A 20,311-nucleotide genomic window follows, 5' to 3' on the forward strand; every position below is an offset into this window, starting at 1 on the left:
CGGTTCGGATCATAACCGCACGCGGCCCTACGCCGGCAGCGGCCGGTCGGCCACGACGTGCTTCATGACGAGGGTCGAGTTGAGCCGCTGGATGCCCGGCAGCACCGCCAGGACGTCGTCCTCGAGCTGCTGGTAGCCGGCGAGGTCGGCGGTGACGATGCGCAGCAGGTAGTCGGGGTCGCCGAAGAGCCGCTGCGCCTGCACCACGTTGGGGATCCGCGCGACGGCGGCCTCGAACCCCAGCAGCGTCTCGCGGTCCTCCTGCCGCATCGTGACGAAGACCAGCGCCTGGAACTTCAGCCCGACCGCGTCGGCGTCGACGACGGCCCGGTAGCCGCGGATGGTGCCGTCGCGCTCGAGCTCCCGCAGCCGCCGGTGGCACGGCGACACGCTCAGCCCGACCCGGGCCGCGAGTTCGGTGACGGTGAGGCGGCCCTCCTCCTGCAGTACCGCAAGCATCTTCCGGTCTATGGCGTCCACGCGCAAAATACTTCCACGCCGGGCCGGCCGGGAGCCAAGGTTTGGCAGCACTTTTCGCGTGATCGTCGATATGTTGCGCCCATGTCCCCGAGCGCGCTGGCGGCGTTCTGGCTCCTCGCCGCCCTGCTGATCGCCGTGCCCGGCGCCGACTGGGCGTTCACCCTGGCCGCCGGCGCCCGGGCCGGCGCGGTGCTGCCCGCGGTGGCCGGCCTGACCGCCGGCTACTGCGCGGTGACGGCGGTGGTGGCGGCCGGCGTCGGCGCCCTGGTCGCGGGCTCCCCGGCGGCGCTGACGGCGCTGAGCGTGGCCGGCGGCGCGTACCTGATGTGGCACGGCGCGTCGACCCTGCTGTCCCGCGGCGGTACGGCACCGGCCGCGGCGAGCGCGTCCGGCACGTGGCCGCTGTTCCGCCGCGGCGTGGGCGTGAGCGCGCTGAACCCGAAGGGCCTGCTCATGTTCGTGGCGCTGCTGCCCCAGTTCACCGATCCCGCCGCGTCGTGGCCGGTGGCGGCGCAGGTCGCCGCGCTGGGCCTGACGTTCACGGCGACGTGCGCGGTGTTCTATGCCGCCCTGGGCACCGCCGCGCGGACGCTGCTGGCGCGGCGCCCGCGCGCCACCGTCGCGGTGAGCCGGACGGCGGGCGCCGCGATGCTGCTGCTCGGCGGCGTCCTGCTCGCCGACCGGCTCATCGGCTGACGCCGGAGCCGAGGACGCGGTCGATCACCAGCTCCGGCGCGTGCAGCGGGACGTCGTGGCTCGCCCCCCGGACGATCTCGGCCCGGGCGCCGAGGCGTCGTCGAGGGCGCCGGCGGTACGACGTGGAGAGCCGGACCATGCGCATCACTCGCGGGTCAGGCGTCCCAGAACTCGCCCTCGGGGCGGGACTGAGCGTCGGGGTGCTTGGCGCGCTCCTGCGCGCGCAGCTCGACCCGGCGGATCTTGCCGGAGATGGTCTTCGGCAGCTCGGCGAACTCGAGGCGGCGCACGCGCTGGAACGGCGACAGGTGGGCGCGGCAGTGGGCGAAGATGGCCCGGGCCGTCTCCTCGGTCGCGGGCCAGCCGGCGGCCAGGACGACGTAGGCCTTCGGCACCGCGAGGCGGACCGGGTCCGGCGAGGGCACGACCGCGGCCTCGACGACCGCCTCGTGCTCGATGAGGACGCTCTCGAGCTCGAACGGGGAGATGCGGTAGTCGGAGGCCTTGAACACGTCGTCGGCGCGGCCGACGTAGGTGATGTAGCCGCCGGCGTCGCGGGCGCCGATGTCGCCGGTGTGGTAGTACCCGCCGGCCATCGCCTCGGCGGTGCGCTCCTCGTCGCCGTGGTAGCCGGCCATCAGGCCCAGCGGGCGGTGCGCCAGGTCCAGGCAGATCTCGCCCTCGTCGGCCGGCTCGCCCGTCGTGGTGTCGATGAGGGCGACGGTGTAGCCGGGGACCGGGCGGCCCATCGAGCCGGGCTTGACCGGCTGGCCGGGCGGGTTGGCGATCTGCACCGTGGTCTCGGTCTGGCCGAAGCCGTCGCGGATCGTCACGCCCCACGCCCGCTGGACCTGCTCGATGACCTCCGGGTTGAGCGGCTCGCCGGCGCCGACCGCCAGCCGCGGCGGGGTGGCGAGCTGGGTCAGGTCGGACTGGATGAGCATCCGCCACACCGTCGGCGGGGCGCAGAAGCTCGTCACGCCGCAGCGCTGCATCTGCCGCATCAGGGCGGCCGCGTCGAAGCGCGTGTAGTTGTAGATGAACACGCACGCCTGCGCGTTCCACGGTGCGAAGACGTTGCTCCAGGCGTGCTTGGCCCAGCCGGGCGAGGAGATGTTGAGGTGCACGTCGCCGGGCTGCAGGCCGATCCAGTACATCGTGGACAGGTGCCCGGCGGGGTAGGAGGCGTGGGTGTGCTCGACGAGCTTCGGGCGGGCCGTGGTGCCGGAGGTGAAGTACAGCAGCAGCGTGTCGGCGGCGTCGGTCGGCCCGTCCGGGGTGAACGATGCGTCGCCGCTCAGGGTGTACGGCAACCAGCCCTCGGCGTCGCCGCCGACCGCGATGCGGGTCACGGCCGGGTCGATGCCGTCGAACTTGGCGGCGGCGGCCGCGGAGGCGATGACGTGCCTCGCGCCGCCGCGCAGCACCCGGTCGCGGGCGTCGGCCGGGCCGAGCAGCGGCGTCGCCGGGATGATCACCGCGCCGAGCTTCATCGCGGCGAGGATCGTGTCCCACAGCTCGACCTGGTTGCCGAGCATGAGCACGATGCGGTCGCCGCGGCCGACGCCCTGCGCGCGCAGCCAGTTGGCGAGCCGGTTGGAGCGCTGCGACATCTGCGCCCAGGAGAACCGCTGCTCGGAGCCGTCCTCCTCGACGATCCACAGCGCGGGCGCGTCGTTGCCGGCGGCGACCCGGTCGAACCAGTCCAGGGCCCAGTTGAACGCGCCGAGCTGCGGCCAGCGGAACTGGGCGGTCGCGGCCACGTAGTCCTCCCGGGTGGCCAGCAGCAGGTCGCGGGCCGCCTTGAACGCCTCGAACGACATGCCCGTCAGCGTAGGCCGCGCTCCAGCGCCCCCGCCAGACGCCGCTGCCACGGCAGGGGGCCGCCGGTCAGCGCCGGGTGCGGCTCGACCGCCCAGGCGCGCACCGCGTCCGGGGTCAGGCCGGCGACGCCGGCGATGAGGGCGAGGACGTGGTCGATCGCGCTGCGTCGCGGGTTCACCCGTCGGTTATTAGCGGAGGGGCCGGCACCCTCCGCGAGTCGAGGACCTCCACGCGCTCGGCATCGCCGTAGCGCCAGCCGGTGACGGCGCCGGTCGCCGGGTCGACGGCGACGCTCAGGCCGGGGCCGTCGAGGGCGAAGCTCAGGCCGTGCGGCCCGCCGCCGGTGAACGTCAGGCCGGGCAGGCCGGCGATGACGCGCAGGACGGCGGCGCGTTCGGCCGGCGTGAGGTACCGGATCCCGATCGCGTCGAGCAGCGCGGTCGCGGCGGCGGCCGGCGCGCCCGGCAGCGCGGCGCGCAGGCCGGCCGCGGTGTCCGGGAACGGCTCGCCGAACGGCAGCCGCAGGCTCCCCGGCGGGTAGTCGGTCCGCACGGTCGCGCCCTGGCGGCGCGCGGCCACGCGGCCGGAGCCGTCGGGCGCCCGCCAGCGCTCGCTGTCGATCGGGGTCGGCCCGACCCATCGTCGCAGGTGCACCTGGCTGTACGGCCCGGTGACGGCGCCGGTCGCCGGGTCGACGGCGACGCTCAGGCCGGGGCGGCCCGGCGGCCTCGGCGAGCAGCAGCAGGCGCTCCCGCGCCGACAGCGGACCGGCGCCGGGGCGGGCCGTGTGCGCGGCGAGGCCGGCGAGCACGGCGGCGGCGGCCAGCAGTGCGGCCACGGCGATGTTGCGAGCACGTAGCACGCGGGGTTCAACGATCGTGACGCGATTTCGCGTCGCAGCGCATCCGCGCCGGACGTTATTTCGAGTCGGCCTTTCTCGCCCCGGCCCGCGCGGGCGGGCGCTTCGGTTGCGACTCGCTCGACTCGCCGCCCTCCATGAGGTGCAGAATTCGCGGGGCGATGGCGGCGGCGAGTGCGGGCGCGAGCGCGTCGGCAAGGCTGCCGGCGAGGACCTCGGCGATGAGGACCCGCTCCAGCAGCGGCGCGCCGGGCTTCGCCCGCGGCACGAGGCCGGCGGGGCTGTCGAAGCCGGCCGGGCGCGCCGCGTCGTTGAGGATGTCGAGGATCAGGTCGTCGATCTGGTGGGTAAACGATTCGTCGGGCTCGTTCGCCATCTGGCTGCTCCGTGGGTAGGGCGGTCCGACCCGCCACCGCGGAAGTGGCGGCGGGGCGGACCGGGTCGGTGGGGTCAGCGGCGGCCGAGCATGGCCGCGAGCAGCAGCGGGTGCTCGATCATCGAGCTCTCGCTCTCCTCTTCGCGGCGGCGCATGAGCATCGCCATCAGGAGCGGGTGCTCGATGCCGCTGCTGCGGCGCGAGCGCCGGCGGGCGAGCGCGGCGAGCATGAGCGGGTGCTCGAAGATGCTTTCGCCCTCCTCCTGGCGGCGCTTGGCCAGCGCGGCGATGAGCAGCGGGTGCTCGAAGATGCTCTCACCCTCTTCGCGCCGCGACATGAGCGCGGCGAGCAGCAGCGGGTGTTCGATGCCCATCTCGCGCTCGGTCGTCTCCTGGCGCTCGGCGGTGGCACTGGTCACGGAACTCTCCCTCAGTCGGTCCTGGGTGTTGAGCCAACCCTTGCCGAGCCCCGCATGACCCGTCGTCACCTGTGCGGCGTGACCGTCACGTGCCCCACTGGACCAGGACGCGGTCCGCCTGCTGCGGGTGCACCATGACCCGCACCCGCTGCCCGACGCCGGCCTGCGCGGAGGCGCCGAGCGGCAGCAGGACCTCGCGGCTGACCGGGTACGGCGGCCGCTCCCCCACCTCCACGAGCAGGTCGAGGCGGACCATCGGCTGCATGTTCACCCGGGCGCCGGTGTCGGCCAGCCCGATGATGGTCGCCGTGCCGGGCGTGCCGGTCCGCAGCAGCTCCAGGTCGGCGGTCTGCGCCTGCATGCTCTGCTGCAGCTGCTGCATCTGGGCCATGCCGGCGCGCATCTGCGCGCCGGGGTCGTAGTTCGCGGAGATCTCGTTCGCCTGCTTCTGCAGGCGGCGCAGGTCGCCGAAGAGACCCATCGGGCTCAGACCTGGCCGAACAGGTTGCCGTAGTGGACCGCGAGCTGCGTGTCGCCGCGCATGCGGGCCGGCCAGCCGGCCGCCGCCTCCTGCCAGGCGTCGGCCGCGATACCGAACGACTGCGCCTTCGCGACGAGCCCGTCGGCGTTGAGGCCCTCCTGCGAGGCGGCCTTGGAGATGCGGGCGTACATCGCGAGGTCCACCCCGGCGATCGGCGCCAGCCGCGGGTCGTCGGCGGCGATCCCGGTCGCGACCGGCGCGCCGAACGCGTTGGCCGCGTTGTACCCGGTCATGCCGTAGGCCGCCTGCTGCTGCGCGGCGTACGCCTGCGCGGCGGCCGCGGTCTGCTGCGCCTGCGCGACCATGTCCGGCGCCTGGGCGGCGACGTTGCGGAGGTCCTTCATCTGCTTGAACAGGCCCATCGTGTACCACTGCTCCCTCAGTCGTGGTTTGACGCTCAGTGACGTTAGGGACCCGTCTCACCGCCCGGCGTCAGGAAACTGATCGCTGCCGTGTCACGAAAGCGCAGCCGTGCGCTGGATCACGCCCACAACTGCCTCGACACGCTCGCCGGACTTCCCCCACCGCCACTATGCGATGACATCGAACAGTGCCACTAGGCTGCCGAGCGCCTCGTCGTCGATGTAGCGCCGCGCGATGCCGGCGAAGGCCGCGGCACCCAGCTGAGTCCGGACGGCCTTGAGCGCTCGCACGTCGATGACGGCATGAGGCACGCCGATCGCGAGCCGGATGCCGAGGGCCTGCAGGTGGTACGCGACGGCCTCGCCAGGATGGCCGCCGGCGGTCTGCAGGAAACCGAGCTGGCTGATGGTGCCGGCGAGGCCCGCCTGATCGCCGAGGCGTTCCTTGATGGCGATCGACTGGTGGTACCGGCGCTCGGCCTCGGATAAGAGGCCGCGGTCCTGCGCGAGCATGCCGAGCTGATGCACGGTCCTCGCCACGGCGGCCTCCTGACCGAGCGGTTCGAAGACGGCCAGGGCCTGCTGATATCGGCGGTCCGCCTCGTCGAAGTCGCCGCGATCATGCGCGAGCATGCCGAGCTGATGCGCGGACATCGCCACGCCCGATTCGTCGCCGAGGCGTTCGCAGATGGCCAGCGCCTCCCGATGGCGGCGTTCGGCCTCGTCGTCGTTGCCGCGGTCCCGGGCGAGCACGCCCAGCTGGTGCAGGCTCACGGCTCGGGCACGCTCGTCGCCGCGGGGCTCGTCGATTGCCAGCGAGCGCCGGTACAGCTCCTCGGCCTGCTCGTGGTCGCCGCGTTCGTGCGCGAGCGCGCCGAGGCCGTGCAGCGCGACGGAAACCCCCGCGTCGTCGCCGAGGACTTCGAACTGGGCGAGCGACTGCTGGTAGCGACGTTCGGCCTCCGGATAGTCACCGCGCATCTGGGCCAGCTCGCCGAGCTGATAGGCCCAGGTCGGCTGGCGGGGCGAGTCCTCGGGCAGCCACCGCAGAGTGTCGTGGATGAGGCCGGTCTCCCGGTCCCAGGCGCCCCACTCGTGCAGCTGCGCGCAGATGGCCTCGGTCGTGCTGGCGGCCGCGCCCCAGTCGCCAGCCGCCAGCTGGTGGTACCGCGCCTCGAGCAGGTCGTCGACGTCGGCCCGTCGGTCCTGCGCGAGTGTCGCTGCCCGCCGCCACCAGTACTCGGCCGCGGCCCGGTGCGCGCCCTCTATCCTGTCGGCCGCGGAGGCCCAGTGGCGGTGGAGCTCCGTCGCGGTCCAGCGGTGCATGAACACCGTGCCGGCGTCCGGGTCGTGGTGGATGAGGCTGCTCGCGGTCAGGACGCGCAGCACCGGCTCCAGGTCGTCGCTGCCCAGGGCGGGAACCGGCACGGGGCGGCGGTAGACGCTGATGGCGGCGAGGGTCTCGACCGCGTCCGGGACCGGTTCGAGGCGGGCGAGGTGCTCGGCCAGCAGCACGTCGTCGGCGATCAGGGTGACGGCGTCGGCGAGCGCGACGTCCAGGGTCCGCTCCCGGGCCAGCCAACCGGCGGCGCGTTCGCCGCCCAGCCTGGCGGTCACGGCGCGGGTGAGGCGGTCGGTCACGTCGTCGAAGCGGGCGTTGCCCTGGTCCAGCAGCGCGTCCAGGTACTCCAGCGACCGCGGATGGCCGCCGACCAGCCGCCACACCCGCTCGACGCCGTCCTCGCCGCTGTGGCGGTCCACATGCGGCAGCGACCACAGCAGCTTGCCGGTCTCCGCGGCCGACAGCGGGCCGACCGGCTGGACGAAGACGCGGCCGCGCACGGCCGGCGGGAACGTGACCGGGTGGCGGGACGTCAGCAGGAGGCGGCTCAGGCCCGGGCTGGCCGCCCAGGTCGCGAGCAGCTCGGCCAGGGCGTCGTCGGCGATCGGCCAGCCGTCGCCGGGCAGCAGGTTGTCCTCGAAGTTGTCGAGCACGACCAGGATCGGCACGTCGCCGAGGACGTCCTCGCGCAGCAGGGCGAAGCGGTCCGGCCACGGCAGGTCGACGCGGGCGGCGGCCTGGACCGCGGCCATCTGCGGGCCTCCGGCGGCCTGGCGGCGGATCAGCTCGCGGCCCGCGACCGACGCCACCGCCGACAGCAGGCCGTCGACCGTCACCGCGCCGAACAGCGTCGCCACCCGCCAGGCCGGGTCGCTCGTCGTCGTGCGGTGCAGGACCTCGGCGGCCAGGGTGGTCTTGCCGATCCCGCCGATGCCGTGCAGCAGCAGGGCCGAGTGGCGGTCACCGTCCAGGATCGCCGGGAGCTCGCGCTGCAGGCGGCGCCGGCCGACGAACTGGCCGACCGGGCGGGCCTGCACGGCGCCCCACACCGGCGAGCGCTGCACCGGGGCCGGCACCGGCGGCCGGCCGGGGTCGATCACCGAGACCTCGGGGCCGTTCGCCAGGACCGTGACGACGCCCCACTCGTCCAGGCCGGCCAGGCGCCGCTGCAGCGGGTCCGACGCCTGCAGCAGCTCCCGTTGTACCGCCCGTCGCGCATCGGCCACCGCGGCCACGACGTCGGTGCGCGGATCCGCGGCCAGCTCGCCGTAGATGCGGGCGAACAGCAGCGTGGCGTAGCGGTCGGTCACCGACGTCTGCGTGCCGATCACCGCGCACGCGCCGTGCTGGGCCAGACGGGCCGCGAACGACGCGCCCTCCTGCTCGCCCTCGACGTCGGTGTAGCAGGCGGCGAGGGAGATGACCGGGGGCATCCGGCCGCTCGGGACCGCCTCGTCGAGCAGCTGCTCCGCGGTCACCTTCCGGACCCCGCCCTCGGCGTCCTCGAGCAGGAGCACCCCGGGGGCGCCGTGCGCCGAGATGTGCAGGACGTGGACGCCGCCGTCGGCCTGCAGGGCGGCGCGGATCGCCGCCGTGGTCGCGAACTGGACCACCTCGACGCGGGCCTGGCTGCGGCGGGCGCCGTGCACGGCCCGCAGTACCGCACGCAGCTCCTGCTCGTAGTCCAGCAGCGGGCCGCCGCCCGAGTCCGGGGAGGCGATCGCCACGACGATGCGCAGCGGGCCGGGCAGGCGCGACGGGCTGCGGCCGGACGAGCGGCGGTACATGTGCACCCGCGGATGCAACGCCAGCGGCCCGCCCGTCGCCGGGTCCGGGAGCGCCTCCCACGGCAGGCGGGCCAGGCCCGGGGCGTCGAGCGCGACCCGCAGCGCCACGTGGTCGCGCACCGCCCGCTCGAGCAGCCCGCGCAGGGCCGCGGCGACCGGGGCGGGCAGGAACGAGTCCGCGACCAGGCGGCCCGCCCGGCGCAGCGACATCAGGCCGGGCTCGGCGCCGTCCTCCGGGGTCACGTCGCGAAGGGTGAGGGTGCCGGCCCGGGTGCGTTCGCGGCGCACGTCGTACAGCGCGTTGCGCAGGCCCTGCTGCACGCCCTGGTGCGCCACGGCGACGTCGACGCCGGCCCCGGTCAGGCGGACCTCGTCGCCGGCGACCGTCAGCGTCACGTCCAGGGCCGCACCGCGCTCGCTCTGCGTCACGCCGTTCTCTGACGGACGGCCGGGTCCCGCCCCGCACGGAGCGGGACCCGGGGGAATCGTCAGCAGCCGACGCGCGAGCTGCCGACCGCGACGTCGTCGAACCACAGGGTGTCGTCGCCGACGCCGTAGCTCTCCCAGCCCAGGCGCAGGTCGGTCACCTGCGGGCGCCAGGAGCGGGACAGCCACTGCTGGTCGATGTCCGCCGTCGGGGTGCCGTCGACCGTGAGGCCCGGGATCTGGCTGCCGTTGAGCCACGTGGTCAGCAGGCCGCGGCCGTCGACCATGAACTCCACGCAGTTCCACGCGTTCGTGGACAGCGGGCGGCTCTGGGCGACGCCGGTCGGGCTCTGCGCGGGCAGGGTCGCGTCGTCGGACTCGCGGTTCCACTGCAGGGCGCTGTTCTGGCCGCCCATGCGCAGGTCCTTGCCGTCGGAGTTGTCGTGCAGGGCCGCGAACGCCACGTGCGCCGCCGGCAGGGCGGTGGTGTGGCGGACGTAGAACCTGGCGTACCACACAGAACCCAGGCCGCTGAGATCCTTGGCCGGCTTCACGAGCACGTGGTTGCAGTACCCGGCCTTGCCGTCGATGCGCACCGACTTGCTGCCGCTGTGCGCGACCGAACTGTCCACAGTGGCCGTGCCGCTGCCCTGGCAGTCGCGGTACGACAGCTGCCACGCCCCGGACACCGTCGAGCCCGTCTGGCTCTCGAAGCCGTCGCAGAACGCCGCGGTCGTGCACCCGGCCGGCGGCGGGACGCTGGTGCTCGGGCTCGGGCTGGTGTTCGGCGTCGTCGGCGGCGGGCTCGACGGCGGCGTCGTGCCGCCGGCGGCCGTGCAGGTCAGGGCGGGCGCGGTGCCCGCCGAGCCGGTGCCGAGCAGGCCGAAGTTGGTGCTGCCGCCGCCCGGCACGGTGCCGTTCCAGGTCACGTTCTTCGCCGTGACCGCGGTGCCGCTCTGGGTGACGGTGGCGTTCCAGGCCTGGCTGACGGTCTGGCCGCCGCCGTAGTTCCAGCCGACGGTCCAGCCGGTGATCGGGGCGGTGCCCGGGTTGCTCACCTTGATGTCGGCCTGGAACCCGCCCTGCCAGGAGCTCGTGATCGAGTAGGTGGCCGTGCAGCCGCCGCCACCGCCGCCGGGGTTGCCCGGCGAGGACGGAGACGTCGACGCGCTCGGCGACGTGGACGTGCCCGGCGACGTCGACGGGCCGCCGCCGGTGCCGGTGCCGACGCCGGTCACCTCGCCGTGGCCGCCGTCGAACATCACGTCCGAGCAGCCGTAGAAGGTCTCCGTGCTGTCCGAGCGGGCCCACACCGAGTAGATCAGGTGCCGGCCCGACTTGGCGGTGGGCAGCTTCCCGGACCAGTAGTAGTGCCCGTCGGCGGTGCCCGGCGAGCCGACCATCGGCGGGTTGGTGACCTGCAGGAACGGCGTCGACTCGAGGTCCGACCAGGCCATGGGCTTGGTCGGGTCGAAGCCGTCCTTCGTCACGTACAGCGAGAACGTGCCCGGGTGCGCCGCCCAGTTGCTGTAGTCGAACTCCATCGTGGCGCCCGACGTCAGGTGCGTCAGCGGCCAGTCGTTGCGGGCCAGGTCGAAGCCCGAGAAGTCGTACACGGTCGCCGCGGCGCTGCACAGCTTGCCGTCGGGGATGAACCCGGCGGTGCGCCCGGCGCCGTCCGAGCGCAGCTCCGCGAACCAGTTGTACAGCGAATTCGGTCCGCTCTGCGCGACGGCGGCGGCGCACGCGGGGTTCTTGGGCACGATCTGGCCGTTGGCGGTCAGGCCGTCCTTCCAGCACAGGTACGTGCGGCTGCCCGGCACCATCATGGCGCCGTGCGCCGACGCCGGGGTCGCCATCGCCACCACGGCGCCGGCGCCGGCCAGCGCCGCGGCGAACCACAGCGCGAGCCTTTGTCTAGGGCTCATCCTCGCTCTCCTGTCAGCATCGACAACTGTCACTGGTGCGGATTGAAGGCCGCTGACCAGCGGATTGACAACGTTGCGCGCGCATCCGCGCCCGGGTACAGGCAAATGCGATGAAAGATTCATCACCGGGCGCTAGGCACCCTCGTGCCGGATCGATAGGCTTCCGTCGCGTTTCGTCCCTCGCTTCCCGGGAGTTCGTATGGGTCCGCAGCCCCTTCGCATCGCCGTCGTCGGGTCCGGCATCGGCGGCCTCACCGCCGCCATCGCCTTACAGGCCAAGGGTTTCGAGGTCGAGGTGTACGACCAGGCGAGCGAGCTGTCCGAGATCGGCGCCGGGGTGTCCGTCGGCGGCAACGGCATGATCGTGCTGGACTCCCTCGGCCTGGGCCAGGCCGTGCGCGACGTGTCCAGCAACCTGCAGCGCATCGAGTTCCACCACTGGCGCAGCGGCGACATCTTCTACGAGCACCCGATGGGCGACTGGTACGACCAGCGCTTCGGCGGCCCGTTCCTCGGCGCCCACCGCGCCGACCTGCACCAGGTCCTGCTCGCCGGCTTCGACGGCACCCCGCACCTGGGCCGGCGCGCCGCCGCCGTGCACGAGTCCCCGGACGGCGTGGAGATCGAGTTCGCCGACGGCACCAAGGCCGAGGCCGACCTGGTCGTCGGCGCCGACGGGCTGCGCTCGGCCGTGCGCCACCACGTGACCGGCCCCGACGAGGCCGTCTTCTCGGCGATGAGCTGCTTCCGCGGCCTGGTGCCGGTCGACAAGGTGCCCGGCGGCGACAAGTTCGGCCTGACGTTCTTCCTCGGCCCCAACCGGCACCTGGTGGTGTACCCGGTGCGCGGCGGCGAGCTGATCAACTTCGTGGCGTACGTGCCCGACCCGGAGTGGACCCTGGAGTCGTGGTCGTCAAAGTCGGAGCCGGCCGAGGCCGTCGCCGCGTTCGAGGGCTGGAACGACACGGTGACGACGATGCTCGGCAACGTCGAGGAGACGGGCCGCTGGGCCCTCTACGACCGCGAGCCGCTGCGCCGGTGGAGCACCGAGCGGGTGACCCTGCTGGGCGACGCGGCGCACCCGATGCTGCCGCACGCCGGGCAGGGCAGCAACCAGGCCATCGAGGACGCGGGCGCCCTGGCCACCTACCTGGCCATGGAGTCGCTGACGCCGGCCGAGGCGCTGCAGCGGTACGAGCACCTGCGCAAGGCCCGCACCCGTAAGATCCAGATGGGGTCGCGCGGGAACGCCGCCTGCTTCCAGCTGCCCGACGGCCCGGCGACCGACGAGCGCAACGCCCGCCTCGTCTCGCTGCCCGACAACGTGGCGTGGATCCACGGCTACAACGTGTTCGCGGACATCCAGGAGTCGCTGTAACGCCGCTCGCCGATCTGGTCACCGGCCGGGCGCGGCGCGCGCCGATGCCGGCGGTGGCGGTCGCCGTCTTCGACCGGGAACGGGTGCTCGCCGAGGTCGTCCACGGCGTCGCCGACCTGACGACCGGCCGGCCCGCCACCGCCGACTGCTGGTGGGACCTCGCCAGCCTGACGAAGGTCCTGGTGACGCTGCCGGAAGTGCTGTCCTTGGCGGTACGGCGGGACGCACCCATCGCGCAGCTGTGGCCACGGGCGGCGGGCCGCCCGGCGGGCAGGGCGACGATCGACGACCTGCTCGCCCACCGCTCGGGCCTGCCGCCGGACGCCCCGTTCTACCGCACCCGGCGCGGCGCGGCGATCGTGGACGCGGCCCTCGACACGGCGCCGTCGCGGGCCGAGGCGGCGTACAGCGACCTCGGGTACATCATCCTCGGCGCCCTCGTGGAGGACCTCACCGGTGCGTCGCTGCCCGCGCTCGCCGCCCGCCGCACGGGCCTGCGGTTCGCGACGGGCGCGCCGCTGGAGCCCGCCGTGGCGACCGAGCGGTGCCCGTGGCGGGGGCGGCTAATCGTCGGCGAGGTGCACGACGAGAACGCCTCGGCGATGGGCGGGGCGGCCGGGCACGCCGGCGCCTTCGGCACCCTCGCCCTCGTGACCGCCGCCGCCCGGCCGCTGCTGGGCCCGCCGCCGCCGTGCCTGGCCGAGAACGGCGCCGGGGAGCGGTTCGCGGCCGGCTGGTGGCTGTACCCGACCCGGGGCATCGGCGGCCCGCGGGCCGGCGCCGACGGGTTCGGCGCCTCCGGCTTCGTCGGCAACCGGATCTGGTTCGAGCCGGCCCGCGGCTACGGCGTGGTGGTGCTGTCCAACCGCGTGCACCCGGTCCGCGGCGACCGGGCCCCGTTCGCCGCCTGGACCGCCGACCTGCTCGCCGCGATCGCCGAACATTTCCCGGCGCCCCCGGTCGAAACGGCCTGACCCTCTTCGACGCGTCAGTGCAAGGGTTCTTGACGCCTCGAAGGGATCACCCACCATGTCCGCTCGTGCCGCACTGGCCGCCGGCGCCCTGGCCGCGCCGCTGTTCGTCGTCGTCGCGCTCGCCCAGGCCCTCACCCGCGACGGCTTCGACCTGACCCGTCAACCGGTCAGCATGCTGTCCAACGGCGACCTCGGCTGGATCCAGATCTCCAGCTTCGCCGTCACCGGCCTGCTGTCCATCGCCGCCGCGTACGGCTTGCGCGGCCTTACCCCGTGGGCGCCGCGCCTGCTGGTCCTGATCGGCGCCGGCCTGCTGATCGCCGCCGCGTTCCGCCTCGACTCCGCGACCACGATGAGCCGGCAGGCGATCGTGCACAACGTCGGCGGCAGCCTGTCGTTCTTCTCGATGATCGCCCTGTGCTTCGTCCTGGCCCGGCACTTCCCGCCCCGCTGGGCCCGCACCGGCCGCATCGCCGCGATCGCCTTCGCCGCCCTGCTGCTGTGGGCGATGACCGGCGGCCGGGCCGGCGCGCTCACCCTGTTCGTGGGTGTGGCGCTCGCGTGGGGCTGGATCTCGGCGACGTCAGGGATCCTGCTGCGGCGCACCTACGGGTACCGTCCGGGTTCTGCCCTGATGCCCGCGGCGGGGGCGGCGACAAAGCTCGATGCATGACCACATCGCCCCTCGTGCGCACGGCCGCGGTGGCCGCGCCGGTGCTCCTGTTCGGCTACGGCGCCCTGCGCCTCATCGACGGCCTGGACGGCCACCATGACAAGGGCGGCCTGCTGTGGAACGCGGGCCACGTCATGTTCTTCGCCGCGATCGCACTGTTCGGCGCGATGGCGGTCGGCGTGCGCCGCATGCTGCCGTGGCGCGACTTCGGCAACCGCCTGGCGGCCAACCTCGCCACGGTCGCCGCCCTGGCCGGCATGGCGGCGTTCCTGTGGGTGATCACCGGCGACCTGTTCCGCTCGTTCGCCGAGGCCGCCCCGCTGCCGGACGCGCTGCAGAACATCGGGCCGGCCCTGTTCGAGGTCGGCCTGCTGGTCCTGCTCGTGCAGCTGGTCCGCGCCCACCGGCTGCCGGCGTGGAGCCCGGTCGTGGTCCTGCTCGGATTCCTGCTGATCCCGATCAACCTCGACCTGATCCCGCTGGCCGCCGCGACGGTGTTCGCGGGCCTGCTGCCACTGGCGGGCCCGCGCTCAGCGGCCCGCCGCGCGGCCTGAACCACCGCAACGGTCTTCGGGGCCTGCCACCGCTGGCTGGCCCCACTCACCGGCGCGCCGCGACCGTTTTCCCGGGCCCGTTTCCGCTGACGGCCCCGTGCTCAGCGGCGAGCCGCGACCGTGTTCCCGGGCCCGTTTTCTGCTGGCGGGCCTCCGCTCAGCGGCGGGCCCCGCCGCCCGGGCCGCGGCCCGAGGCGTTGTGCTTGCCCAGCTTCAGGCCCTCGCCCGCGAGGTGCTGGTCGAACCAGTCCGCGGCCGCCCCGGCGACCTCCTCCAGCGCCCCCGGCTCCTCGAACAGGTGGGTGGCGCCGCCGACGACCCACACGGACGACACGGCGAGGTCCCCGGCGGCCGCCCGGTTCAGCTCCAGCACCCGTTCGTCGCGCTCGCCGACGATGAGCAGCACCGGCGCCTCGGTCTCGGTGAGCGCGGCCCCGGCGAGGTCCGGCCGCCCGCCGCGGGAGACCACGGCGCGCACCTGCCGGGGCCGGGCGGCGGCGGTCATCAGCGCCGCCGCGGCGCCCGTGCTGGCCCCGAACAGGCCGAGCGGCAGCGCGGCGAGCGCCGCCTCCGCGGCGATCCAGTCGGCCACCCCGGTCAGCCGGCCGGCGAGCAGTCCGATGTCGAACCGCAGCTCCCCGGTGAGGGCGTCGTGCTCCTCCTCCTCGGCGGTGAGCAGGTCGGTCAGCACCGTGGCCAGGCCGGCGGCGTTGAGCCGTTCGGCGACGAGCCGGTTGCGTGGGCTGAGCCGGGAACTGCCACTGCCGTGGGCGAACAGCACCACGCCCTTGGCGTGCGCCGGCACGGTCAGATCGGCGTCGAGGAGTACTCCGGCGGACGGCACCTTCGGCATGCTCCGGCCCTACCCCAACCCGTGCCTGCTATGCGCGCGCGTTCGTCTCGGCGCTGCTTGTCCGGCGTCGCACTGCCGCCGTCTCACGTCGTCGTTGTCCCGCAACACCGCGAACGGGCCGCCGCGGCTTCCGGTTTCTGCTAGCACTCAGCTTAGTGGCCCCGACCAAATCGCCGCCGAATCCGGCTACCCAGCGTTCAAACGCCTAACTGCTTGTAGAAGAAGCTACAAGGCTCCGGGCGGCCCGAGGGGTCCGTGGCGTAGCCGGGGACGATGCCGTACCTGGTCCAGCCGGCCGACTCGTACAGGCGCTCCGCCGGCGAGCCCGTCGCCGTGTCCAGCAGCAGCAGTGTCGCGCCGGCGGATGCGGCCGCCTGCTCGGCCGTCGTCAGCAGGGCCCGGCCCAGGCCGCGGCCGCGGGAGCGGCTGTGCACCATCAGCTTCACCACCTCGGCGCGGTGGCGGCCGTTCGGCTTCGACTCCAGCGACAGGCTCACCGTGCCGACCACGCCGGTGGCGTCCGACGCCGTCCAGACCACGAGGGTGCCGTCCTCGACCGCCGGCCGGCGGGTGCGCCACCAGGCGGCCGCGTCGGCGGTGGCGAACGGGGTGCGGAAGCCGACCGAGGCGCCCGCGCGGACGGCGTCGGCCAGGACCTCGGCCAGGTTGTCGACGTGCGCGGGGAATGCCGGAGGGGTGAGGCGCGTGATGGTGGGCAAGGCCGGGTCCCTTCAGGGCAGGACGATGAGCAGGACGTAGCGCGCGTCGCCGGGGCCGGGGTTGACGAACCGCGACGGGCCCCACAGCTGGTACCGCAGGCAGTCCCCCACCCCGAGCGCGAACGTCGTCCCGCCCACGGTCAGGGACAGGGCGCCGGACAGCACCCACAGGTGATGCTCGAGCCCGTCGACCGGCGGCGCGTCGTAGGGGATGTCGGCGCCGGCGGCGAGCACCGCCTCGACGACCTCGCCGCGCAGGCCGGGGTGGGGCGGCGACACCGAGCGGCGCACGAAACCCGTCGACGCGTCGCGCCACACCGGCTGGCGGTCGGCCGTCACGAGTTGGGGCGGCGCCGGCTCGACCTCGGCGAGCAGGCGCGACATCGGGCGGCCGTGCGCGGCGCACAGCTTGCCGAGCAGCGCCGCCGTCGGGCTGATCTCGCCGCGCTCCAGCCGGGACAGCGTCGAACGGCTCACGTCGGCGCGCCGGGCCAGCTCCTCCAGCGACCAGCCGCGCTCGATGCGCAGCTGGGAGAGCCGGGCCGCGAGCCGATCATCGATTCCCACATCCGGGAGGATATCCCAGATCCGGGATGGCAATCCATGTGAGTTGCGTGGCCGCATCACCGGCATGACCGAGGTGTCGATCGGTACCGCGCACGGGGCCAAACCGATCCTGCGCTACGGGCCGCACGAGGCCTCGGCGGCCGACGCGCGGCGCCGCATCACCGCCTTCTTCTCCGAACATCTTTAATCGCTTCCCTAAACCCATTAGGGAGTCGTACCGTCGACGGCGTGGAACCGCTGACCGAACACGACATCCGCGCCGCCTTCATCAACTGCTCCCGCGGGGAGGCGGCCCGCGCCCACGTGCCCCGCGACCTGTCCGACCAGCCGTGGCCCAGCCTCGACTTCCTCGGGTGGCGCGACCCGGGCGCCCCGGACCGGGCCTACCTGGCGGCCGGGCACGGCGGCGTGCTCATGGCCGTCTCCATGCGCGTCGCCGAGCAGCGCGGGCGCGGCTTCCAGCACCGCGGCATGTGCTCGTTCTGCCTCACCACGCACCCGGGCCGCGGCGTCACCCTCATGACCGGGCGCCGCGCGGGCAAGGCGGGCCGCAACGGCGACTCCGTGGGCGTGTACCTCTGCGCCGACCTCGCCTGCTCGCTGTACCTGCGCGGCCTGAAGAAGCCGGGCGCGGGCGGGCGGCTGGACGAGACGCTCACCATCGAGGAGCAGGCCGAGCGGCTGCGGGGCAAACTGTCGGCTTTCCTGGACCGGCTCGTCGGCGACGCGACGCTCGTGGTGCCAACACCACAGCCCGGGTCGAACCTGCACGACTGACGCGGGGCCGGGGTTCGCCGATGCTCGATGCCATGGAGAACCCGAACCGCCTTCCGGCGCTGCAGACCGGGGCCGGCATCGCCCGGCTCACCGGCACCATCCTCACCCCCGTCGCCCTCGTCATGGCCGGCGCCACCGCCCTCGTGTGGGTGTCGCTGCCCGCGACGCCGTCCACCGACGACTGGATCACCCTCGCCGTCACCGCCGCGTTCGTGCCGATCCTCGCCGGCATCGGGCTGCCGCTGCTCGTCGTCGGGGCGCGGCGGCTCGCCCGGCTGCGGCGCGTGCTGCGCGAGGGGGCGCCGGCCCGCGCCGTCATCACCGCGATCACCGGCCTGTCCAACGACCCCGACGAGCGCGGCGCGAGCCGGATCGACCTCGCCGTCGACCTGCCCGGCCGGGGCACCGTCAACGCCCGCGTGCGTCAGGTGGTACCGCTGCCGCTGGTGCCCTTCATGGCGCCGGGCGTGCGCGTGCCCGTGCGCGTCGACCCCGCCGACCCCACCGTCGCCGTCATCGACTGGCGCTTCGCCGAGCCGCGCGAACGCATCGCCGGCGCCGTGGCCGGCTCGGCCCTGGTCGACCTCGCGGCGGGGCTGTTTGGGTAGATCCCGTGAAGGTTTCGCGCCCGGGAGCCATGTTCCGCGGTGGTACGGCAAGACTGCGGGCATGCCACTGACGTTCCCGTCGCACGCCGCCGCGGTCCTGCCGCTGAAGTTCGCGCGGCGCCGATGGTTCGACGGGGTCGCGCTCGTCATCGGCTCGGCCGCGCCCGACTTCCCGTACTCGCTGTCGCCGTACCTCAACTACAACGCCCACACCTGGACCGGGCTGGTGCTGTTCTGCGGGCCGGTGACGGTCCTGCTTTCCCTCCTCACCCGGGCCGCCGCGCCCGCCGTCGTCGCGAACCTGCCGGACTGGCGGGTCCTGCGCCCGTTCGCCCTGCCGGACTACGCCGCCCTGGCCGTGCGCCGGCACCGGCTCGCCGTCACCGCGCTGAGCGCCTGGCTCGGCGCGCTGTCGCACCGGCTGTGGGACCTCGTCACGCACGGGGCCAACGCCACCCGCGGTACCGCGTCGCTCACCTTCCTCGACGCGGAGGCGTTCGCCGGGCAGCCGTGGTGGCGCGTGCTGCACTACGGATCCTCGGTCCTCGGCGGCCTCGCCGTGCTCGCCGCGGCCATCCACATCGGACGGACCCCACTGGCTTCTGCAGGACGCCGCGGGTGTACCGCGAAAGCCCGCCCGGCCGCGCGTGTTCTGGAGCGTCGCCGCAGCCGTGTGGCTGCCGGGCGTGGCCGTCCAGCCGTTCCTGGCGTGGTTCCTCGCGCCGCAGGCGGTGATCGTGCGCCTGCTGGAGGTGGGGTGCCTGGGACTGCTCGCCGCCGCGGCCGCCGTCTCCCTGAGTGATTCACAGGTTTCCTCAGCCGCGTCACAAGCGAGCGGCGCAGGCTGAGCACCATGGCGGTGACGGAAGCATCGAAGATCGTGCGCTGGTACGCCTACGCGGGGTGTCTGTCGGTCCTGCCGTTGGTGGCGGAGGGGTTCCGGCTGCCGTGGTACGGCACCGCGACCGTCCTGGCCGCGGCGCTCGCCGCGTGGGCGCTGATGGTGACGCTGATCCGGCCGGCCACGGCGACTGCGCCGCTGTCGGCCGTGTGGCTGTCGTCGGTGTGGCTGTCGGCGGGAGTCCTGGCCCTGTACGGCACGGGCAGCCTCATGCTGCACGGCGCCGTGAGCGCGGGCGCCCTCGCCGCCGGCGGCTACGGCTGGGCGCTCGCGGTGGCCGCGCTGTCGTATCAGCGCCGGTACAGCGCGGCGGTGCGCTCGGCCGCCGCGGCGAGCATCTCCCGCAGCTGCGGCGGCGCCAGGACCTCGGCGTCGGGCCCGAGGGCCAGCAGCTGGGTGTAGGCGACGGCGACCGACTCCACCGGAAGCTCGACGGTGACCCAGCCGTCGGCGTCCGGCGGCTGAGACGCTGCCCCCTCGGTCGCGGCCCGGAAGGCGACGGCTTCCACGGCGAAGCGCAGCAGCCGCAGCCCGCCCGGGCTGAGCCGCACGGTGACCGTGTCGGCCAGGACGGCCCGCTCGAACTCCGCCGCCCGCTCCGTCCAGAACGCGGCGAGGTCGAAGCCGTCGTCGCGGCCGAAGTGCTCCCCCGTCGCCGTCGCCGCCCGGACGCGGTCGACGCGGTAGGTGCGCGGGGCGGCGCCGACGCGGCCCACGAGGTACCACACCCCGTTCTTGAGGACCAGCCCGCGCGGCTCGACGGTGCGGCTCACCGCGCCGCCCCGCCCCTCGTAGGCCAGGGTCACCACCCGGTCCTCCCACACGGCCCGGGCGAGCTCGCCGAGCAGCGGCGGCGGCGCGGCGTCGCGGAACCAGCCCGGCGCATCGAGATGGAAACGCTGCCGCGCCCGCGCCGAGGCCTCCCGCAGCGGGTCCGGCAGCGCCGCGGCGACCTTCAGCTGCGCCGCCGCCAGGGCCTCGCCGAGCCCCATGTCCCGCGCCGGCCCGGGCAGCCCGGACAGGAACAGCGCCTCGGCCTCGGCCCGGCTGAGCCCGTTGAGCCGGGTGCGGTACCCGTCGAGCAGCCGGTACCCGCCGGCCCGGCCCTGCTCGGCGTAGACGGGCACGCCCGCCGCCGACAGGGCCAGGACGTCGCGGTAGATGGTCCGCTCGGAGACCTCGAGCTGCTCGGCGAGCTCCGCGGCCGTGCGGGTGCCGCCGGACTGCAGCAGCAGCACCAGCGAGATCAGCCGCGAGACACGCACCG

26 protein-coding genes and 1 pseudogene are annotated in these 20,311 nt (G+C 74.3%); 11 read left to right on the forward strand and 16 right to left on the reverse strand.

The features are described from left to right. Nucleotides 1–27 precede the first annotated feature (27 nt). Entirely contained in the window at nt 28–480 is a 453-nt protein-coding gene (locus ACQEVU_RS31575) for an Lrp/AsnC family transcriptional regulator (protein WP_433329940.1), read from the reverse strand. A gap of 81 nt (nt 481–561) precedes the next feature. On the opposite strand from ACQEVU_RS31575, the gene ACQEVU_RS31580 reads away from it, so the two are divergent. Then, nucleotides 562–1,176 carry a LysE family translocator gene (locus ACQEVU_RS31580; RefSeq protein WP_433329942.1) on the forward strand — a complete coding sequence of 205 codons (615 nt, stop codon included), beginning with the start codon at nt 562–564 and terminating at the stop codon, nt 1,174–1,176. Here the strand turns inward: ACQEVU_RS31580 and ACQEVU_RS31585 are convergent. Genes ACQEVU_RS31585 through ACQEVU_RS31600 form a run of 4 tightly spaced genes read right to left on the reverse strand, consistent with a single transcriptional unit; the run spans nt 1,166 to nt 3,654 of the window. After that, on the reverse strand, nt 1,166–1,321 hold the full coding sequence (locus ACQEVU_RS31585; RefSeq protein ID WP_433329944.1) for a hypothetical protein: 156 nt from the start codon (nt 1,319–1,321) through the stop codon (nt 1,166–1,168). The two genes, ACQEVU_RS31580 and ACQEVU_RS31585, sit on opposite strands and share 11 nt — an antisense overlap. Before the next feature lie 10 nt (nt 1,322–1,331). Continuing rightward, nucleotides 1,332–2,999 (reverse strand): AMP-binding protein, encoded by a 1,668-nt coding sequence (locus tag ACQEVU_RS31590; protein ID WP_433329946.1) that lies wholly within the window; start codon nt 2,997–2,999, stop codon nt 1,332–1,334. A 5-nt stretch (nt 3,000–3,004) separates the two neighbouring features. Beyond that, nucleotides 3,005–3,178 (reverse strand): hypothetical protein, encoded by a 174-nt coding sequence (locus tag ACQEVU_RS31595; RefSeq protein ID WP_433329948.1) that lies wholly within the window; start codon nt 3,176–3,178, stop codon nt 3,005–3,007. Beyond that, on the reverse strand, nt 3,175–3,654 hold the full coding sequence (locus ACQEVU_RS31600; RefSeq protein ID WP_433329950.1) for a hypothetical protein: 480 nt from the start codon (nt 3,652–3,654) through the stop codon (nt 3,175–3,177). The genes ACQEVU_RS31595 and ACQEVU_RS31600 overlap by 4 nt, the downstream gene beginning before the upstream one ends. 16 nt (nt 3,655–3,670) lie before the next feature. Between ACQEVU_RS31600 and ACQEVU_RS31605 the strand changes: the two genes are divergently transcribed. Next, on the forward strand, nt 3,671–3,859 hold the full coding sequence (locus tag ACQEVU_RS31605; RefSeq protein ID WP_433329952.1) for a hypothetical protein: 189 nt from the start codon (nt 3,671–3,673) through the stop codon (nt 3,857–3,859). A gap of 58 nt (nt 3,860–3,917) precedes the next feature. Here ACQEVU_RS31605 and ACQEVU_RS31610 read toward each other — a convergent pair whose 3' ends face one another. The 7 genes and pseudogenes from ACQEVU_RS31610 to ACQEVU_RS31640 all read right to left on the reverse strand — a co-directional run. Beyond that, nucleotides 3,918–4,235: a hypothetical protein gene (locus ACQEVU_RS31610; protein ID WP_433329954.1), complete on the reverse strand. Its 318-nt coding sequence runs from the start codon at nt 4,233–4,235 to the stop codon at nt 3,918–3,920. 74 nt (nt 4,236–4,309) lie between these two features. Then, on the reverse strand, nt 4,310–4,654 hold the full coding sequence (locus tag ACQEVU_RS31615) for a hypothetical protein (protein ID WP_433329956.1): 345 nt from the start codon (nt 4,652–4,654) through the stop codon (nt 4,310–4,312). Between the two features lie 85 nt (nt 4,655–4,739). Then, entirely contained in the window at nt 4,740–5,135 is a 396-nt protein-coding gene (locus ACQEVU_RS31620; protein ID WP_433329958.1) for a hypothetical protein, read from the reverse strand. A 5-nt stretch (nt 5,136–5,140) separates the two neighbouring features. Next, nucleotides 5,141–5,557 carry a hypothetical protein gene (locus ACQEVU_RS31625; protein WP_433329960.1) on the reverse strand — a complete coding sequence of 139 codons (417 nt, stop codon included), beginning with the start codon at nt 5,555–5,557 and terminating at the stop codon, nt 5,141–5,143. Nucleotides 5,558–5,725: 168 nt separating this feature from the next. After that, nucleotides 5,726–9,115: a tetratricopeptide repeat protein gene (locus ACQEVU_RS31630; protein WP_433329962.1), complete on the reverse strand. Its 3,390-nt coding sequence runs from the start codon at nt 9,113–9,115 to the stop codon at nt 5,726–5,728. 59 nt (nt 9,116–9,174) lie between these two features. Beyond that, nucleotides 9,175–9,957, reverse strand: a complete 783-nt coding sequence (locus ACQEVU_RS31635; RefSeq protein WP_433335154.1) for a hypothetical protein — start codon at nt 9,955–9,957, stop codon at nt 9,175–9,177. Then, nucleotides 9,940–11,040 (reverse strand): annotated as a pseudogene (locus ACQEVU_RS31640) (lytic polysaccharide monooxygenase auxiliary activity family 9 protein); the annotation flags it as partial. The pseudogene ACQEVU_RS31640 and the gene ACQEVU_RS31635, both read right to left, overlap by 18 nt. Before the next feature lie 199 nt (nt 11,041–11,239). On the opposite strand from ACQEVU_RS31640, the gene ACQEVU_RS31645 reads away from it, so the two are divergent. Genes ACQEVU_RS31645 through ACQEVU_RS31660 form a run of 4 tightly spaced genes read left to right on the forward strand, consistent with a single transcriptional unit; the run spans nt 11,240 to nt 14,619 of the window. Beyond that, nucleotides 11,240–12,418: an FAD-dependent monooxygenase gene (locus ACQEVU_RS31645; RefSeq protein WP_433329964.1), complete on the forward strand. Its 1,179-nt coding sequence runs from the start codon at nt 11,240–11,242 to the stop codon at nt 12,416–12,418. Next, nucleotides 12,370–13,392 (forward strand): serine hydrolase domain-containing protein, encoded by a 1,023-nt coding sequence (locus ACQEVU_RS31650; RefSeq protein ID WP_433329966.1) that lies wholly within the window; start codon nt 12,370–12,372, stop codon nt 13,390–13,392. Before ACQEVU_RS31645 ends, ACQEVU_RS31650 begins: the two co-directional genes overlap by 49 nt. A gap of 55 nt (nt 13,393–13,447) precedes the next feature. Next, entirely contained in the window at nt 13,448–14,065 is a 618-nt protein-coding gene (locus ACQEVU_RS31655; protein WP_433329968.1) for a DUF998 domain-containing protein, read from the forward strand. Then, a complete protein-coding gene (locus ACQEVU_RS31660) occupies nt 14,062–14,619 on the forward strand; it encodes a hypothetical protein (RefSeq protein WP_433329970.1) in 558 nt (185 codons plus the stop codon). The genes ACQEVU_RS31655 and ACQEVU_RS31660 overlap by 4 nt, the downstream gene beginning before the upstream one ends. A 157-nt stretch (nt 14,620–14,776) precedes the next feature. Here the strand turns inward: ACQEVU_RS31660 and ACQEVU_RS31665 are convergent, their stop codons facing one another. The 3 genes from ACQEVU_RS31665 to ACQEVU_RS31675 all read right to left on the reverse strand — a co-directional run bounded on the left by ACQEVU_RS31665 (nt 14,777) and on the right by ACQEVU_RS31675 (nt 16,758). Continuing rightward, nucleotides 14,777–15,472 (reverse strand): dienelactone hydrolase family protein, encoded by a 696-nt coding sequence (locus ACQEVU_RS31665; protein WP_433329972.1) that lies wholly within the window; start codon nt 15,470–15,472, stop codon nt 14,777–14,779. A 197-nt stretch (nt 15,473–15,669) separates the two neighbouring features. Beyond that, entirely contained in the window at nt 15,670–16,191 is a 522-nt protein-coding gene (locus ACQEVU_RS31670; RefSeq protein ID WP_433329974.1) for an N-acetyltransferase family protein, read from the reverse strand. 12 nt (nt 16,192–16,203) lie between these two features. Continuing rightward, nucleotides 16,204–16,758, reverse strand: a complete 555-nt coding sequence (locus tag ACQEVU_RS31675) for a helix-turn-helix domain-containing protein (RefSeq protein WP_433329976.1) — start codon at nt 16,756–16,758, stop codon at nt 16,204–16,206. Nucleotides 16,759–16,822: 64 nt separating this feature from the next. On the opposite strand from ACQEVU_RS31675, the gene ACQEVU_RS31680 reads away from it, so the two are divergent. The 5 genes from ACQEVU_RS31680 (at nt 16,823) to ACQEVU_RS31700 (ending at nt 19,446) form a co-directional block, all read left to right on the forward strand. Then, nucleotides 16,823–16,945: a hypothetical protein gene (locus ACQEVU_RS31680; RefSeq protein WP_433329978.1), complete on the forward strand. Its 123-nt coding sequence runs from the start codon at nt 16,823–16,825 to the stop codon at nt 16,943–16,945. A gap of 41 nt (nt 16,946–16,986) precedes the next feature. Next, nucleotides 16,987–17,535 carry an FBP domain-containing protein gene (locus ACQEVU_RS31685; protein ID WP_433329980.1) on the forward strand — a complete coding sequence of 183 codons (549 nt, stop codon included), beginning with the start codon at nt 16,987–16,989 and terminating at the stop codon, nt 17,533–17,535. Nucleotides 17,536–17,567: 32 nt separating this feature from the next. Beyond that, nucleotides 17,568–18,143: a hypothetical protein gene (locus ACQEVU_RS31690; RefSeq protein WP_433329982.1), complete on the forward strand. Its 576-nt coding sequence runs from the start codon at nt 17,568–17,570 to the stop codon at nt 18,141–18,143. A 61-nt stretch (nt 18,144–18,204) separates the two neighbouring features. Continuing rightward, complete coding sequence (locus tag ACQEVU_RS31695; RefSeq protein WP_433329984.1) at nt 18,205–18,945, forward strand: DUF4184 family protein; 741 nt, start codon at nt 18,205–18,207, stop codon at nt 18,943–18,945. A 51-nt stretch (nt 18,946–18,996) separates the two neighbouring features. After that, nucleotides 18,997–19,446 (forward strand): hypothetical protein, encoded by a 450-nt coding sequence (locus tag ACQEVU_RS31700; RefSeq protein ID WP_433329986.1) that lies wholly within the window; start codon nt 18,997–18,999, stop codon nt 19,444–19,446. On the opposite strand, the gene ACQEVU_RS31705 is transcribed toward ACQEVU_RS31700, so the two are convergent. After that, the gene (locus ACQEVU_RS31705; RefSeq protein ID WP_433329988.1) at nt 19,335–20,309 is read right to left on the reverse strand and encodes a helix-turn-helix transcriptional regulator; all 975 of its coding nucleotides are present in this window, start codon (nt 20,307–20,309) and stop codon (nt 19,335–19,337) included. The two genes, ACQEVU_RS31700 and ACQEVU_RS31705, sit on opposite strands and share 112 nt — an antisense overlap. Nucleotides 20,310–20,311: the final 2 nt, after the last annotated feature.

This window comes from Dactylosporangium sp. CA-139066, assembly GCF_050936175.1.
Classification (GTDB): Bacteria; Actinomycetota; Actinomycetes; order Mycobacteriales; family Micromonosporaceae; genus Dactylosporangium.

Bases quoted from the DNA above. Each gene is read 5' to 3' on its own strand.
- ACQEVU_RS31580 (WP_433329942.1), top strand. From the start codon at position 562: ATGTCCCCGAGCGCGCTGGCGGCGTTCTGGCTCCTCGCCGCCCTGCTG.
- ACQEVU_RS31585 (WP_433329944.1), bottom strand. From the start codon at position 1,321: ATGCGCATGGTCCGGCTCTCCACGTCGTACCGCCGGCGCCCTCGACGA.
- ACQEVU_RS31590 (WP_433329946.1), bottom strand. From the start codon at position 2,999: ATGTCGTTCGAGGCGTTCAAGGCGGCCCGCGACCTGCTGCTGGCCACC.
- ACQEVU_RS31610 (WP_433329954.1), bottom strand. From the start codon at position 4,235: ATGGCGAACGAGCCCGACGAATCGTTTACCCACCAGATCGACGACCTG.
- ACQEVU_RS31620 (WP_433329958.1), bottom strand. From the start codon at position 5,135: ATGGGTCTCTTCGGCGACCTGCGCCGCCTGCAGAAGCAGGCGAACGAG.
- ACQEVU_RS31625 (WP_433329960.1), bottom strand. From the start codon at position 5,557: ATGGGCCTGTTCAAGCAGATGAAGGACCTCCGCAACGTCGCCGCCCAG.
- ACQEVU_RS31645 (WP_433329964.1), top strand. From the start codon at position 11,240: ATGGGTCCGCAGCCCCTTCGCATCGCCGTCGTCGGGTCCGGCATCGGC.
- ACQEVU_RS31655 (WP_433329968.1), top strand. From the start codon at position 13,448: ATGTCCGCTCGTGCCGCACTGGCCGCCGGCGCCCTGGCCGCGCCGCTG.
- ACQEVU_RS31660 (WP_433329970.1), top strand. From the start codon at position 14,062: ATGACCACATCGCCCCTCGTGCGCACGGCCGCGGTGGCCGCGCCGGTG.
- ACQEVU_RS31665 (WP_433329972.1), bottom strand. From the start codon at position 15,472: ATGCCGAAGGTGCCGTCCGCCGGAGTACTCCTCGACGCCGATCTGACC.
- ACQEVU_RS31680 (WP_433329978.1), top strand. From the start codon at position 16,823: ATGACCGAGGTGTCGATCGGTACCGCGCACGGGGCCAAACCGATCCTG.
- ACQEVU_RS31690 (WP_433329982.1), top strand. From the start codon at position 17,568: ATGGAGAACCCGAACCGCCTTCCGGCGCTGCAGACCGGGGCCGGCATC.
- ACQEVU_RS31695 (WP_433329984.1), top strand. From the start codon at position 18,205: ATGCCACTGACGTTCCCGTCGCACGCCGCCGCGGTCCTGCCGCTGAAG.
- ACQEVU_RS31700 (WP_433329986.1), top strand. From the start codon at position 18,997: ATGGCGGTGACGGAAGCATCGAAGATCGTGCGCTGGTACGCCTACGCG.